Raw genomic sequence first — 12,847 nt, forward strand, 5'->3', positions numbered from 1 at the left:
TCGGCGCCCCTGAGGTGGGACGCGGCGGGCCCGCACTACCCCGCCGGGACGGCTCCACACCTCACAGCCATTCGACTTCTCCGGTGTCCAGGTCGTCGCGGGCACCGACGATCTTCAGCGTGCCGGCGGTGACGGCGGCGGACAGGATCGCCTTGGTGCCCAGGTCAGCGACGATGTTGGTGACGTTGTGGCGCACGGAGGCGTCGAGCATGTCGGTCGCCTTCTCCTCCTCGGCCTTCGCCACGGCCGGCTTGATCGCGGTGACGAGGGCGTCGATGTCGGTGCCGCTGGGCGCCGAGTTCTTCTCCACCGCCTCGACGGTCGCCTTCACGGCGCCGCACTTCTCGTGGCCCACGACGACAAGCAGTGGGATCTTCAGCTCCGCGACGCCGTACTGGATGCTGCCCAGCACCGCATGATCGACGACCTGGCCGGCGGTGCGGGTCACGAACAGGTCGCCGAGACCCTGGTCGAAGACGATCTCCGGGGGCACCCGTGAGTCGACGCACGACAAGATGCAGGCGAACGGGTGCTGCCCCGCGGCGAGCGTGGCCCGATACCCGGTGTCCTGGTCGGGGCGGCGCACACCGCCGGAGGCGAAACGCTCACCGCCCGCCTTGAGCCGCTCAAGGGCCTCGGTCGGGTTGGTGACCGCCGGCTCGGCCGGCGCCGCCGAACTCGGTGCCTCGCTGACAGTGCGATCCTCGGTCTTCGTGCCGCACGCGGCGGCGGCAACCCCGACCCCGGCGAGCAGTCCGAGGCGGAGCGCGGTGCGGCGGGTCGACGGTTCTGGCATGTCCACGGCCTAACCTCCAGAGACAACACTTCGCTACTCTCCGTAGTGAAGCACTGGCTGGGTGCTACTGAGGGTGAACCGGCGAACGCTCATCGGTCAGACCAATCGGCCCGCCCGACGGCCCCGCCCGGCCCGCCGGAAGGCCGCCGGCCCAACCGGACGCCCATCAGCCCGGCCCGCCGGGACGCCCGTCAGCCCGACCAGCGGACCGCACGCCAGCCAGTCCGGCCAGCGGACCGCAGCACCCACCAGCCAAACCAGCCGGACCACCCGCCAGCCCAATGCCAGCCAGTCCGACCAGCGGACCACAGCACCCACCCAGCCAAGCCAGCCGGACCACCCACCAGCCCCAGGCCAGCCGGACCACCCGCCAGCCGGACCGGACCCACCCGTCAGCCAGGCCAGTCGGACAGCACGTAACGGCGGATCAGCGCCGCGTGCGACAGCGGGGTCGTCAGGTCGGCGACGTCACCGTTGGTGGTGTAGTCGAGCAGAACGACGTCACCCTCGTCCGCGACCCGCCGCAGCGCATCGACCTGCTCGGCGGCCCGGTGCTCCAGCACCCACCGGTAGACCGGTAAGTAGATCTGGCGCCGCGCGGACTCGTAGTCCAGCAACGTGTCGCCGGTCAGGCCACGCCGGTGGCCGCGCGTCGGGCCGAACGCGCTGACCGTCCGCTTCAACCCGCTCATGCTCGTCACGTCCAGCTTCGCCGGGTCGACGTCGGCGGCGTCGAACACCTTCAACCCCTGCCAGATGCCCTCCACCGACTGCGCCACCGTGCCAGGGCTGAACGGCACCGGGATGCCGCCGTGCGGATAGAACGGACTCAGCCGCACCCACGGCTGCGGGCCGCGGGACGTCACGTCCAGGATCGTCGCCCCCGGGAACTCGGCCGCCAGGGACGCCTGTCCCCGCCGCCGGCTCGCTACATATACCACCATCGAGTTCCCCTCCCCCGTCGCACATATCTTGCCCGGGGGGTACGACAATTTTCTGTATGGAGGATCCGTACGACCTCGCCAGGTTCGTCACCGCCCAGGAGGACAGTTACGACGACGCGATCGATGAACTGCGTCGCGGACAGAAGCGCAGCCACTGGATGTGGTTCGTGTTTCCGCAGGTGGCCGGGCTTGGGTCGAGCTACGCCGCGCAGCGCTTCGCGATCTCGTCGCTGGACGAGGCCCGCGCGTACCTGCAGCATCCGGTCCTCGGTCCGCGGCTGCACGAGTGCGCCGAGGCGATGCTCGGCAACACGGAGGCGACCGCGCACCAGGTCCTCGGCGACATCGACGCGATGAAGCTGCGCTCGTCTATGACGCTGTTCCAGCTGGCCGCGCCGCAGGAGTCGGTGTTCGGCCGGGTCATCGACCGGTTCTTCGAGGGCGCCCCGGACGCCGAGACGATCCGCCGCGTCTGAACATGGCGAAGGCCGGTCACCGAGTCGGTGGCCGGCCTCACGCCAGGGGCAGGGTGGTGCGGGTGGGTTACGCCGAGACGGTGTTGATCTCGGTCGCCGACGCGAACGCCGAGTCCAGCTGGTGCTGCAGCGCGTCCAGCTCGCTCCACTCAGCGGCGTGGTACTGCTCGGAACCCTCGGCCGCGAACACGTGGTCGGTCTCGGCCGCGCTGTGGTCATAGGAGGTGTAGTCGGACTCCTCGTAGTGCGCGCCGCTCGGGTCGCTGTACTCGACGTGGTGGCCCTGGTCGAAGCTGGTGTTCTCGGCCGAGGCGTGGTCGGCCTCGTACACGCCGAACTGCGAAGCGTAGTCCTGCTCGCTGCCCGAGGCCTGGTGCAGCTGGTCGAGGGACTCGTGCTCCTGGCCCGCCTCGTAGTGCCCGTAGCTGTCGCCGCCGTCGTAGCCCGTGTCGCCGTAGTCGCTCATCTCTGACTCCCTGGTGTGTTGTCGCGCTGTTGAATACGAAGGTAGGCAACCCGGGGTACCGACAAATCCCGGAAACGTGCCACAGGCGAATGTCCTGCTGGCGGCCGTAGGATCGGCGGGTGGCACGGGTCGAGGTCGAGATGATGACGGGTCAGCCCAACTACGCCGTGTTACGACTGCCCGGCCGGCGCGTGCCGGGGGTGCTGGTGCAGGGCGATGCCCTGGCCGTGCTCAGCGGCGAGGTCCAGCGGGCCCTGGACCTGCTGCGGGAGGGTGACACCGCCGCCGCGGAGGAGGAGCTGGCGTTCGCGGCGAACCATCTCTCCGCGCTGGTCGACGGCTACGTGCGGGTCCTGGACGCCGCCGGCATGCCCCTGCCGTTCCAGCGCCCGGGCTGAGCGGTCCGCTCAGCCCGCGAACCGCTCGACGTCGTCGAGTGCCGCGGCGGCCTCGTACGTGGCGGCGCTGACGGCTCCGGCATCGGTGCTGTCGTAGTCCACGGCGATCCGCCAGGACCCGCCGACCTTCCGGGCGAACGTGTGGAACCGCCCGTGGAACGTGAGACGGTCCGCGCCCACGGGTGCCACGACGATGCGGTACACGCCGCGCTCGCTCGCAAGGTCCGGCGCCGCGATCCGCTCGGTGAACCGGAACGTGATGTCGAGGACGTCACCGCGCGCGGCCATGCCCGCGAACCAGGGCTCGACCTGCGCCGCATACCGGTCCAGCCCGAACACCGTGCCGTCGGTGCCGCTGGCCCGGATGAGGTCCGGCGAGTGCAGCGCGAGGAACGCCGCCGCGTCGCGGGCCGCGTACGCCGCCCGGAACGGCCGCCACAGCTCGTTGTTCAGCTCCCGCAGAAGCTCGGTCCGGTCGGCCATCCCGCCACGCTACGGCCCCACCGCGGCGGAGGCCACGCAATTGCAAGGCGGTTATCCCCATGGTGGGTTCGGCCGAAAGTGTCGTACCCGGGCGAGAGGATGTCGGGTGTGGCGGAGGTGATGGTGCGAGACGAGACGATGTCGGGCCGGGAGCTCGCGTCGTGGGTCCTGCCGGACCTGCCGGAGCGGATCACGGCGCGGGAGCTGCTGCGGCTGCGGGTCCGCGACGAGGTCGCCCGGTTCAACGCCGTGACCACCGACGTGTTCCGGGGACTGGTGCGGCCGGCGGGGGCGCGGGAGACGCCGGCCGGTTTCGTGGTCCGCGACGGTCAGCGCCTCGACTGGGAGGCACAGGCCGACGTGGCGTGCGCCGCGTTCGAGCGCAACGGGTTCGTGATGCTCGTCGGCGACCGGCAGGTCGACGACCTTGACCAGACGATCGACCTGAGCCGCGAGTCGGCGGTGTCGTTCATCCGGCTCGTCCCCCTGGTCGGCGGGTGACCGTGCGGCACTGGACGATGCAGCTGCCGACGCTGTCGGACGCCGATTGGGAGGCGTACGCGGCGGCGGTGGCCGGCGCAGGGGAACTGGCCGCGACCGCCGAGCGGGCCGCTCGGGTGGAATGGGCCTCGACCGAGGGACGGGCAGGTCGGGCAACGCCGGCTGGGATGGCGGAGCCGGCCGCGATGGCGGAGCCGGCCGCGATGGCGGAGCCGGCCGCGACCGCAGCGCCGGCTGGGATGGCAGAGCCGAGCGTGACTGCAGCGCCGACCACGACCGCAGCACCGGCTGGCATGGCGGAGCCGACCACGACCGCAGCACTGACTGGCATGGCGGAGCCGACCGACGCTGCGGAGCCGAGCGTGATTGCGGAGCCGACCACGACCGCAGCGCCGACCACGACCGCAGCACCGGCTGGCATGGCGGAGCCGAGCGTGACTGCAGCGCCGACCACGACCGCAGCACCGGCTGGCATGGCGGAGCCGACCGCCGCTGCGGAGCCGGCCGTCCGTGGAGCGCGGGCCGGCCGGTCCGATCCGGCGGCCGAGGAGGTCGCGCGCTGGAGTGCGCGGCAGCGCAGGCTGGCGGCGCTGCGGGTCCACGACGACGCGGTCCGCAGTAATGGCCCGCCGTCACCGATCCCGGCCGTCGCCGTCACGCTGCTCGCCCGGCACGGGATCGACTGGTCCCGGACCGACCTCGCCTGGGCGCTGCACCGGCTTGCCGCGGAGCGCGGCCTCGAGGACGGTGGCGCGCACCGGCTGCCGGCCGTCATCGCCGCCGCCCTGGACCCCGCCGCGCTGCACGGTCTGGGGCCGGTGCTGCAGGCGCTCATGGAGGCGGTCAAGGACAGCCGGTTCCCAGCCGCAGTACGCAAGGAGCTCGCCCGGCTGCTCGGGGTCGGCGTCGCCCGGGCCGCGCGGAGCCCTGTCCCCCCGCACCTGCTGCACGCCGGTGACGCGTTCGGGCCGCAGACCCGGGCGGCACTCGCCGACGTCCTCGCCGCGCCCGGTGTGCCGCAGCTGCTGCTGCACGCGGCGTCCCTGAGCCGCCCGGTGCCGTCCACGGCATGGACCCGCGCGGCGGCACCACATCTGGCGGCGGCGGGTGACGCGGCCCGGGCGATCCTCGAGCGCTACACGACGTTCGACGGTCCCGTCCACGACGACACCGACGGTCTGCTGCGCGGGCTGACCTGTGTGCTGGGCCTCGACCCGGCGCCGGAGGCGACCGCGCTCATCGCGAGGGTGGCGGCGGCCGGGGCGGCCACCGCCCGGCGCTCCCCTGGCCATCCCTATGCTCCGCGGGCCGCAGCCGCCGCGGTGGAGCTCCTGGCCGATCGGGGCGGCGAGGTCGCGGCGGGTGCCCTCGCCCGCCTGGCCGGCACCGTCCGCAACAAGGTGCTGCACGCCCGCGTCGAGGCCGCCCTGAGCCGGGTGGAGGCGGCCGGCTTCCGGATCGAGCCGATCGTCGACGACCACGGCCTGCCCGGCGACGGCCGCCGGACCTGGACGCTCGACGGGTGCACGGCCGTCGTCGAGATCGAGGAGGGCAGGGCACGACTGCGGTTCGAGCGCGACGGCACACCGCTGAAGGCCGCTCCGGGCGGTTTCAAGGATTCCGCCGCCCTGGCCGAGGTGCGCGACGTCGTCAAGCGACTCGGGACGACCCTCGCCGAGGAACGGCATCGCATCGAGGCGCTACTGGCCACAGACCGGGACTGGGCCCACGCGGAGTGGGTGGCCGGCTACCTGGAGCACCCGGTGACCGGGGCGTATGGCCGCCGCCTGATCTGGCAGGAGTCCACCGACGGCGAGACCTGGATCACCGGCCTCCCGACACGCCGCGACGGCACCTGGATCCTCACCGGACCGGACAACACCACCGCAGAAACCGCCACGACACGCAACGCCACCGCCGCCGACCACACCGCGACACGCAACCCCACGACAGGCAGCGCCACCGCAGATCACACCGCGACACGCAACCCCACGACACGCAACGCCGCCAAAGACCACACCGCGACACCCAACGCCGCCGCCGCGGACCACAACGCAACGGTGGGCATGCGGCGGTTCCGGCTCTGGCATCCCGTCCTCGCCGAAGCCGGCGAGGTCGTCGCGTGGCGGGACCATCTCACGGCGACAGGATTGCGGCAGCCGTTCAAGCAGGCGTTCCGGGAGCGGTACCGGCTGACGCCGGCCGAGGAGCAGACCCGGACGTATTCCAACCGGTTCGCGGCCCACATCCTGCGCTACCGGCAGGCCGGCGCGCTGATGCGGACCCGCGGGTGGCGGGCGGCGCAGCTCGGGCCGTGGAGCGGCGGCGACGAGAGCGAGGCGGCGAAGGAGCTCGGCGGCTGGCGGGTGTCGTTCTTCCACGAGACGGCGGACGACCCGGACAGCCCGGCGTACGACGTGGAGTTCTGCGCGACGGACCAGGTGCGCTTCGCGCGGCGGGACGGCACCGGCTGGCAGGTGGCGCCGCTACCCGAGGTGCCGGCGCGGGTGTTCAGCGAGGCGATGCGCGACGTGGACCTGTTCGTCGGGGTGACCTCGGTCGCGACCGACGAGCTGTGGGCGGACGGTGGCGAGGACCGCTTCCACGCGTACCGGGTCAGGACCGGCACCGGGGCGCTCACCCCGGCCGCCGAGGTCCGGCGGGACGCCCTCGCCCGGGTGCTGCCGAAACTGCGGATCGCGGGGCGGTGCGAGCTCGGCGACCGGTTCCTGATGGTGCGCGGGACGCGGGGTGCGTACCGGATCCATCTCGGGTCGGGCAACATCCTGATGGCGCCCGATGACACGTATCTGTGCGTGGTGGCCAAGCGGGGAGCGGCGGCACAGGTGTGGCTGCCGTTCGACGACGACCCGATGCTGTCCACGATCATCTCGAAGGCGATGCTGCTGGCCGCCGACGACGCGATCACGGACCCGATGATCCTGCGGCAGCTGGAGCGGCGTCAGTAGGGTGGGCGCTGTGACGGAGAATGTTTGGGATTATCCGCGGCCGCCCAGGGCGGAGCCGAGCACGAGGCACATCGTGGTCCGGCATGCGGGGCAGGTCGTCGCCGACACCCGGCGGGCGGTGCGGGTCCTGGAGACGTCGCACCCGCCGGTGTACTACGTGCCGCCCGCCGATGTGGCGGCCGAGTTGCGGCGCACGCCACGGCAGACGGTCTGCGAGTTCAAGGGGCTCGCCACGTACTGGGACGTCGCCGGGGTCGTGGAGGCCGCCTGGTCGTACGAGGAGCCGAACCGCGGTTACGAGGAGCTGCGTGGGCTGCTGGCGTTCTACCCGGGACGGTTCGACGAGTGCACGGTCGACGGCGAGCAGGTCCTCGCCCAGCCCGGCGACTTCTACGGCGGATGGCTCACCAGCGACATCACCGGGCCCGTCAAGGGCGGTCCAGGCACGCTCGGCTGGTAAGGGCTAAGCTCGCCGACCGTGACAGGTATCCGGCTCGGCGTCGACTTCGGCACGTCCACGACGATCGCCATGCTCCGCCGGCCCGACGGGCGCGTGCAGCCGCTGCTGTTCGACGGCTCGCCGCTGCTGTCCTCGGCGGTCCTGCTCGGACCCGACGGGCGCCTGCACACCGGCCGGGACGCCGCACACCTGGCGCGCAGCGCCCCGGAACGCCTCGAACCCAACCCGAAGCGACGGGTCGACGACACCAGCGTGCTGCTCGGTGACCGGGAGATCGGCGTGCGGGAGCTCGTCGCGGCCGTCCTGCAGCGGGTCGCGACCGAGGCGGCCCGGGTCGCCGGTCCGGTCACCGCCGTCACACTCACCCACCCCGCGAACTGGGGTGCCGGCCGGCGGGCCGTGCTCGTCGAGGCCGCCCGGCAGGTCGGGTTCGACGACGTGGACCTGGTCGCCGAGCCCGTCGCGGCGGCAACCTATCTGGCGGAAACCCGCGGCGCCCAGCTTCCGCTCGGCGCCTGCGTCGTGGTGTACGACCTCGGCGCCGGCACCTGTGACGTCACGGTGCTCCGGCGTGGGGCGCAGGGGTTCGAGCCGGTCGCCTCCGACGGGCTCAACGACGTCGGCGGGCTGGACGTGGACGCCACCGTCGTCGCGTTCCTGCAGGCCACCTACGGGACGCTGTGGACCGGCGCGGCCACGCGGCGGCAGCTGTGGGAGGACGTGCGCTCAGCGAAGGAGATGCTGTCGCGGGCCAGCGGCACCGTCGTCATGGTCCCGGCGCTGGGCAAGGAGGTGCCGCTCGGCCGGGAGCAGCTGGAAGGCCTCGCCCGGCCGGTGCTGCGCCAGACGGTCTCGATGACCCGGGCGTTGCTCACCGAGGCGGCCGTGCCGCCGTCCGCGATCGCGGGGCTGTTCCTCGTCGGCGGCTCCAGCCGGATCCCTCTGGTCGCAACCATGCTGCACGAGTCGATCGGAATCGCGCCGATCGTCGCGGAGCAGCCGGAACTGGTGGTCGCGGAAGGCGCCCTCTACGCCACCGGCGCCCCACCGGCCGCCGCTCCCCCGGTCTCCGGACCGCCGACGGCGGACCCGCGGACCGCGGTCTCCGGACCGCCGATGCCGGACCCACGGACCGCGGTCTCCGGACCGCCCGCGTACAGCCCCACGTCGCCGCAGTCCCCGTACGGGCCGACCGCGCCCACCTCGCCCGTCCCAGGAGCACCCGGCTCGCCCGTCCCAGGAGCACCCGTCCCCGGCGGATACCCGGCCGGCCGTCCACAGCCGGTCTCCGGATCACCGTTCTCCGGATCGCCCGCCGGGATCTACGACACCGGCGCGTACACCGGCGGGATGCCCGCCGCGGCGATCCCCGAGTCGACCGCCGCCGGCGGGTTCCGGGCCGCACCACTGCCGGTGTCCGCCGCCCCGTACGGCCCCGCGCCCGTCTCGGCGATGCCCGGCCCGATGCCCCCGTCGCCGGGCCACCCGGCGGCGCCCACCTGGACCCCACCGCCACCGCCCGCGCCGCGACGGCAGGGCAGCGGCGCGGGGGTCGCGGTCGCCGTCGTGCTGGTGCTGGTCGCGGTGCTCGTCGTCGGTGGTGGCGTCGGCGCGTACCTGCTGCTGAAGAACGGCAACACGAACGGCTCGCCGAACACCTCGGGCGCGTCCGGGGCCGGCCGCCAGTCCAGCGGGCCCGGCAGGTTCGACGTGGCGAAACTGCCGCAGAACATCTGCGGCACGATCGACGTGGCGCCGATCAGCGGCCAGTACGAGGAGCCGGCCGGCGAGCCGTCGCCGTCGCGGAACCTGAACACGTTCGCCAGCGTCGCGTCCTGCGCGATCAGCCGGATACACAAGGCGGACTATTCCACGGCCTCGGTGGTGTCGATCGCGACCGTGTACGCGGACCTCGCCACCGCCAAGCAGATGATCGACTCCGCCCGGCTCAACAGTGACCTGACCGAGCTCGACGGCATCGGCGAGCAGGCCTGCACCTACGTCGACAAGCAGCAGCCGTCCGTGCTGACGGTCACGTTCGTCGGCGTCGAGTCGAACCTGGTCCTCACCCTCACGCTGGTGGTCAGCGCCGGCAACAGCGGCAAGTTCACCGACGCGCAGATCAAGGACCTGCAGAACCGGCTCGGCGACATCGGCCGGAAGACGTTCCCGAAGACGGTGGCCGCCATCGGGGGGTGACCTGCGTACGCTGCGGCGATGGAACTGCAGAGCATGCGGGCGCGGGCCGTTGCCATCGCGGAGATGTACGACCGGTTCAACGTCGCCGCGGGACGTGGGGCGTGGAGCACCGGGGATCTGGCGCTGGGGTTCGTCGGTGACGTCGGCGATCTGGCCAAGCTGGTGATGGCGGTCGACGGGCGGCGGGAGATCGACGGGGCCCGGGAGAAGCTCGGGCACGAGCTCGCGGACTGCCTGTGGTCGGTGCTCGTCCTCGCCGACCGGTACGGCGTGGATCTGCCCGCCGAGTTCACCGCGATGACGGACGGGATCGAACGGCACCTGACCAACCGCGGGTAGCCGAACACAGGCGACAGACCGGGGCCCGGAAGCCAGTTGGCGGACGGCTTCCGGGCCGGTCTCACATCATCCTTCGCCGTAGCCGTTGCACTGCCGGCCACCGTTGATGCAGTAGCTCACCAGGTACGCCTGCCGCGCCGCGTCCCACCCGTTCATGAAGTCGTAGTGGAACGTCCAGCTGGCCCCGGACGAGTACGCCAGGTTCGACGTGTTGCCGCCGGGCAGCTTGTAGGGCAGCTTGATCTCCAGCATCGGCAGCGGCACCGGGTGCGAGGTCGGGCAGACCCCGCTGACCGGCCACGCCATGTGTGACTTGTGGTCGGCGGTGTCCAGGTGTACGCCGTCCCAACAGCTCGGCGCGGTCATCCGGACGACCAGCGACGAGCCCGACGGGCACGACGCGGGGATGGTGCTGCCCTTGTATCCGGGGCACTGCCAGTTGCCGGTGAAGTGCGCGGCGTCGGGGGTCTTCGCGTCGCCGACGAGCAGCTTGAAGCCCGCCGGGAACGGCTTGACGGTGCGGTAGTCCTTGACGTCGGACTTGTAGTAGACGGTCGGCTTGTCCGGCAGCACCGGGTTGCCGTTCTGCAGCAGCGTCGGGAACCAGTATCCCGACGCGTCTTCCTGGTCCTCGCAGGAGGTGGCGCCGCCGACCAGCGACGCCGGGGTGGAGTTGGCGTTGGTGGCCGGGTTGCCGATGAACGAGTGGTTGTGGGAGGCGCCGGCGAGCCCCGGGAACACGATGGGGTCGTCGCCGAGCCGGTGGGTGACGGTGCAGTTGGCGTGCATCTCGTGGTACTGCGTGCGGGGCGGGTCGTCCGCCGCGGCGGCGGTGCCGATCCCGCCGGCGGTGGCGAGTAGGGCCGCCGTGGCGGCGACGGCGAGGATGCGGCGGCCCGGTCTCAACGAGAACCGGGGCAGCATTGAGCTGATGCTCATAGCAACTCCTTGGCGGTGGAATCGAGCATCTCCAATGGGGATGAAACCCGACGCTAGCAGCGCGTTCTTTCCACCGACAACCGTTTGCCACCGCTTGCCAGTTGGATCAACAGTCCACTGTGGACAACGCTGCGGCGAGATCCGCGATGATGTCCGCGGGCTCCTCGAGGCCGACCGACAGCCGCAGCATCGCCGCGTCGACGCCGGACTCGGCGAGTTCCGCCTCGCTCTGATGGGCGAAGACGAGCGACGCGGGATGGGTGATGAGGGTCTCGGGGCCGCCGAGGCTGACCGCGTTGCGGCACAGCCGGGTCGCGCGCAGCACCCGTACCGCGGCATCGGCGTCGGCAACGGTGAACGCGAGCATGCCGCCGAACCCGTCCATCTGCCGGGCCGCGAGGTCGTGCTGCGGGTGGTCAGGCAGGCCCGGGTGGTGCACCGCGCGCACGGCGGGATGCGCGGCCAGGAACCGGGCGACGGCGAGTCCGGAGGCGTTGTGCCGCGCCATCCGCAGCGGAAACGTCTTGAGCCCGCGGGCGAGCAGCCACGCCTCGAACGGATGGCAGACCGGCCCGAGGACCCGTGCGGTCTCCCACGCCTTCGCGACGAGGGCGGCCGAGCCGGTGACGACGCCCGCGGTGACGTCGCTGTGCCCGTTGAGATACTTCGTGGCCGACTGCACGACGAGGTCGACGCCGAATTCCAGGGGCCGGGTGTTGTACGGGGTCGCGAACGTGTTGTCGGCGATGATGACCGCGTCCGGGGCGGCGGCGCGCACGGCGGCGAGGTCCGTCACGGTCATCGTGGGGTTGCTGGGCGTCTCCACGTAGACGACCCGGGTCGACGGCCGCACCGCGGCGGCGAGTTCCTCCTGCGGCACCAGCCGCACGTTGACGCCGAAGGCCGGCAGCATCGTGCCGAGCAGCGTCAGCGTGCCGGTGTAGTGGCTGCGTTGCGCGAGCACCTCGCCGCCGGCGACGACCCCAGAACCGGCAACAGACAGCAACGCCGCGCTGACGGCCGCCATGCCGCTGCCCACCAGCAGGGCCGCCTCGGCGCCGTCGAGGTCGGCGAGCATCGCCTCGGCCTCGCGGGCGTTGGGCGAGCCGTACCGGGTGTAGTAGCCGCCCGGCGCCACCGCGGCCGCGATCTGCGCGGCCTCGGCGGTGCGGGGCAGTTCGTAGGTGCTGGTCTGGTGGATCGGCGTGACCAGCGGGGTCCCGCCGGGCTGCGGCGCGACGTGCGGGTGCAGCAGCCTGGTCATGCTCGGTGGTGCGATCTCCATGCCCTCAGCGTGGCACGTCCGGCGGTGGCTCAGGCGATGGCGGGGTGCACCCGCCACGGCTCGGCCCGCAGCCCGCCGCGCTGGTTGATGCCGTCCTTGAGGCGGTTGGCCGTGTCGCCGGAGATGCCGGGCGCCAGCCAGGACGGGATCTCGATGGCGTCGGCGGTGTACGCGTCGCCCTCGCCGTTGTACTCGACCCGCAGCGTCACCGGTCCCCGGTCGGTCTCCAACATCACGAACACGGTGCCGTCCGGGTCGCCGGACAGCGTGGTGCGCCGGCCCAGCATCTGGCAGGAGGTGATCGCGCCGTACGGGGTGCTCTGGCTGGTCGTGCCCTCCGGGCCGCCGGTGAGCAGCGCACACGTGCCGGGCTGCCGGGCGGCGAGCGTGTCGGACCGGCCCGGGAACCCGGTCGCGACGAGGTACCCGACCACAACGACGAGCACGCCGACGATCCCGCCGCACCACCACCACAGACGATTCATGACCACCTTGATACCGGAAACCTCCCGGCGATGTAGTACCGGGGAGCTACGGCAAGACAGTCCCGCAGCGTGACGACCGTGCGGGGGCACGGTTCGTACCGTCGCAG

At 72.3% G+C, this 12,847-nt stretch carries 14 protein-coding genes; 7 read left to right on the forward strand and 7 right to left on the reverse strand.

From position 1 onward, the window contains the following. Positions 1-61: 61 nt before the first annotated feature. Together ACFPIJ_RS39140 and ACFPIJ_RS39145 are read right to left on the reverse strand one after the other, a co-directional pair. Positions 62-796, reverse strand: a complete 735-nt coding sequence (locus ACFPIJ_RS39140) for a carbonic anhydrase (RefSeq protein ID WP_380123715.1) — start codon at positions 794-796, stop codon at positions 62-64. A 392-nt stretch (positions 797-1,188) separates the two neighbouring features. Continuing rightward, complete coding sequence (locus ACFPIJ_RS39145; RefSeq protein ID WP_380123134.1) at positions 1,189-1,740, reverse strand: DUF6939 family protein; 552 nt, start codon at positions 1,738-1,740, stop codon at positions 1,189-1,191. A gap of 56 nt (positions 1,741-1,796) precedes the next feature. Here ACFPIJ_RS39145 and ACFPIJ_RS39150 point away from each other — a divergent pair, with 56 nt between their 5' ends. Beyond that, positions 1,797-2,216 (forward strand): DUF1810 domain-containing protein, encoded by a 420-nt coding sequence (locus ACFPIJ_RS39150; protein WP_380123136.1) that lies wholly within the window; start codon positions 1,797-1,799, stop codon positions 2,214-2,216. Positions 2,217-2,283: 67 nt separating this feature from the next. On the opposite strand, the gene ACFPIJ_RS39155 is transcribed toward ACFPIJ_RS39150, so the two are convergent. Further along, the gene (locus ACFPIJ_RS39155; RefSeq protein ID WP_380123138.1) at positions 2,284-2,682 is read right to left on the reverse strand and encodes a hypothetical protein; all 399 of its coding nucleotides are present in this window, start codon (positions 2,680-2,682) and stop codon (positions 2,284-2,286) included. 119 nt (positions 2,683-2,801) lie between these two features. On the opposite strand from ACFPIJ_RS39155, the gene ACFPIJ_RS39160 reads away from it, so the two are divergent. Beyond that, on the forward strand, positions 2,802-3,080 hold the full coding sequence (locus ACFPIJ_RS39160) for a DUF6959 family protein (protein ID WP_380123140.1): 279 nt from the start codon (positions 2,802-2,804) through the stop codon (positions 3,078-3,080). 9 nt (positions 3,081-3,089) lie between these two features. Here ACFPIJ_RS39160 and ACFPIJ_RS39165 read toward each other — a convergent pair whose 3' ends face one another. Beyond that, on the reverse strand, positions 3,090-3,563 hold the full coding sequence (locus ACFPIJ_RS39165; RefSeq protein WP_380123142.1) for a DUF4440 domain-containing protein: 474 nt from the start codon (positions 3,561-3,563) through the stop codon (positions 3,090-3,092). A 99-nt stretch (positions 3,564-3,662) separates the two neighbouring features. Here ACFPIJ_RS39165 and ACFPIJ_RS39170 point away from each other — a divergent pair, with 99 nt between their 5' ends. Genes ACFPIJ_RS39170 through ACFPIJ_RS39190 form a run of 5 tightly spaced genes read left to right on the forward strand, consistent with a single transcriptional unit; the run spans position 3,663 to position 10,031 of the window. After that, positions 3,663-4,064: a hypothetical protein gene (locus tag ACFPIJ_RS39170; RefSeq protein ID WP_380123144.1), complete on the forward strand. Its 402-nt coding sequence runs from the start codon at positions 3,663-3,665 to the stop codon at positions 4,062-4,064. Further along, a complete protein-coding gene (locus ACFPIJ_RS39175) occupies positions 4,061-7,033 on the forward strand; it encodes a DUF4132 domain-containing protein (protein WP_380123146.1) in 2,973 nt (990 codons plus the stop codon). Before ACFPIJ_RS39170 ends, ACFPIJ_RS39175 begins: the two co-directional genes overlap by 4 nt. Before the next feature lie 10 nt (positions 7,034-7,043). Then, on the forward strand, positions 7,044-7,493 hold the full coding sequence (locus tag ACFPIJ_RS39180) for a DUF427 domain-containing protein (protein ID WP_380123148.1): 450 nt from the start codon (positions 7,044-7,046) through the stop codon (positions 7,491-7,493). 18 nt (positions 7,494-7,511) lie between these two features. Next, on the forward strand, positions 7,512-9,692 hold the full coding sequence (locus tag ACFPIJ_RS39185; protein ID WP_380123150.1) for an Hsp70 family protein: 2,181 nt from the start codon (positions 7,512-7,514) through the stop codon (positions 9,690-9,692). An 18-nt stretch (positions 9,693-9,710) separates the two neighbouring features. Beyond that, entirely contained in the window at positions 9,711-10,031 is a 321-nt protein-coding gene (locus ACFPIJ_RS39190; protein WP_380123151.1) for a nucleoside triphosphate pyrophosphohydrolase family protein, read from the forward strand. Positions 10,032-10,097: 66 nt separating this feature from the next. Here the strand turns inward: ACFPIJ_RS39190 and ACFPIJ_RS39195 are convergent, their stop codons facing one another. The 3 genes from ACFPIJ_RS39195 to ACFPIJ_RS39205 form a co-directional block, all read right to left on the reverse strand. Continuing rightward, positions 10,098-10,970 carry a DUF1996 domain-containing protein gene (locus tag ACFPIJ_RS39195; RefSeq protein WP_380123153.1) on the reverse strand — a complete coding sequence of 291 codons (873 nt, stop codon included), beginning with the start codon at positions 10,968-10,970 and terminating at the stop codon, positions 10,098-10,100. 106 nt (positions 10,971-11,076) lie between these two features. Then, positions 11,077-12,255 (reverse strand): trans-sulfuration enzyme family protein, encoded by a 1,179-nt coding sequence (locus tag ACFPIJ_RS39200; protein WP_380123155.1) that lies wholly within the window; start codon positions 12,253-12,255, stop codon positions 11,077-11,079. Positions 12,256-12,284: 29 nt separating this feature from the next. Next, complete coding sequence (locus ACFPIJ_RS39205; RefSeq protein WP_380123156.1) at positions 12,285-12,740, reverse strand: hypothetical protein; 456 nt, start codon at positions 12,738-12,740, stop codon at positions 12,285-12,287. Positions 12,741-12,847: the final 107 nt, after the last annotated feature.

Source organism: Dactylosporangium cerinum (assembly GCF_042653625.1).
Taxonomy (GTDB): domain Bacteria; phylum Actinomycetota; class Actinomycetes; order Mycobacteriales; family Micromonosporaceae; genus Dactylosporangium; species Dactylosporangium cerinum.

Coding starts and splice junctions, on each gene's coding strand:
- ACFPIJ_RS39140 (WP_380123715.1), bottom strand. CDS start 796: ATGCCAGAACCGTCGACCCGCCGCACCGCGCTCCGCCTCGGACTGCTC.
- ACFPIJ_RS39145 (WP_380123134.1), bottom strand. CDS start 1,740: ATGGTGGTATATGTAGCGAGCCGGCGGCGGGGACAGGCGTCCCTGGCG.
- ACFPIJ_RS39150 (WP_380123136.1), top strand. CDS start 1,797: ATGGAGGATCCGTACGACCTCGCCAGGTTCGTCACCGCCCAGGAGGAC.
- ACFPIJ_RS39155 (WP_380123138.1), bottom strand. CDS start 2,682: ATGAGCGACTACGGCGACACGGGCTACGACGGCGGCGACAGCTACGGG.
- ACFPIJ_RS39165 (WP_380123142.1), bottom strand. CDS start 3,563: ATGGCCGACCGGACCGAGCTTCTGCGGGAGCTGAACAACGAGCTGTGG.
- ACFPIJ_RS39170 (WP_380123144.1), top strand. CDS start 3,663: ATGTCGGGTGTGGCGGAGGTGATGGTGCGAGACGAGACGATGTCGGGC.
- ACFPIJ_RS39190 (WP_380123151.1), top strand. CDS start 9,711: ATGGAACTGCAGAGCATGCGGGCGCGGGCCGTTGCCATCGCGGAGATG.
- ACFPIJ_RS39195 (WP_380123153.1), bottom strand. CDS start 10,970: ATGAGCATCAGCTCAATGCTGCCCCGGTTCTCGTTGAGACCGGGCCGC.
- ACFPIJ_RS39200 (WP_380123155.1), bottom strand. CDS start 12,255: ATGGAGATCGCACCACCGAGCATGACCAGGCTGCTGCACCCGCACGTC.
- ACFPIJ_RS39205 (WP_380123156.1), bottom strand. CDS start 12,740: ATGAATCGTCTGTGGTGGTGGTGCGGCGGGATCGTCGGCGTGCTCGTC.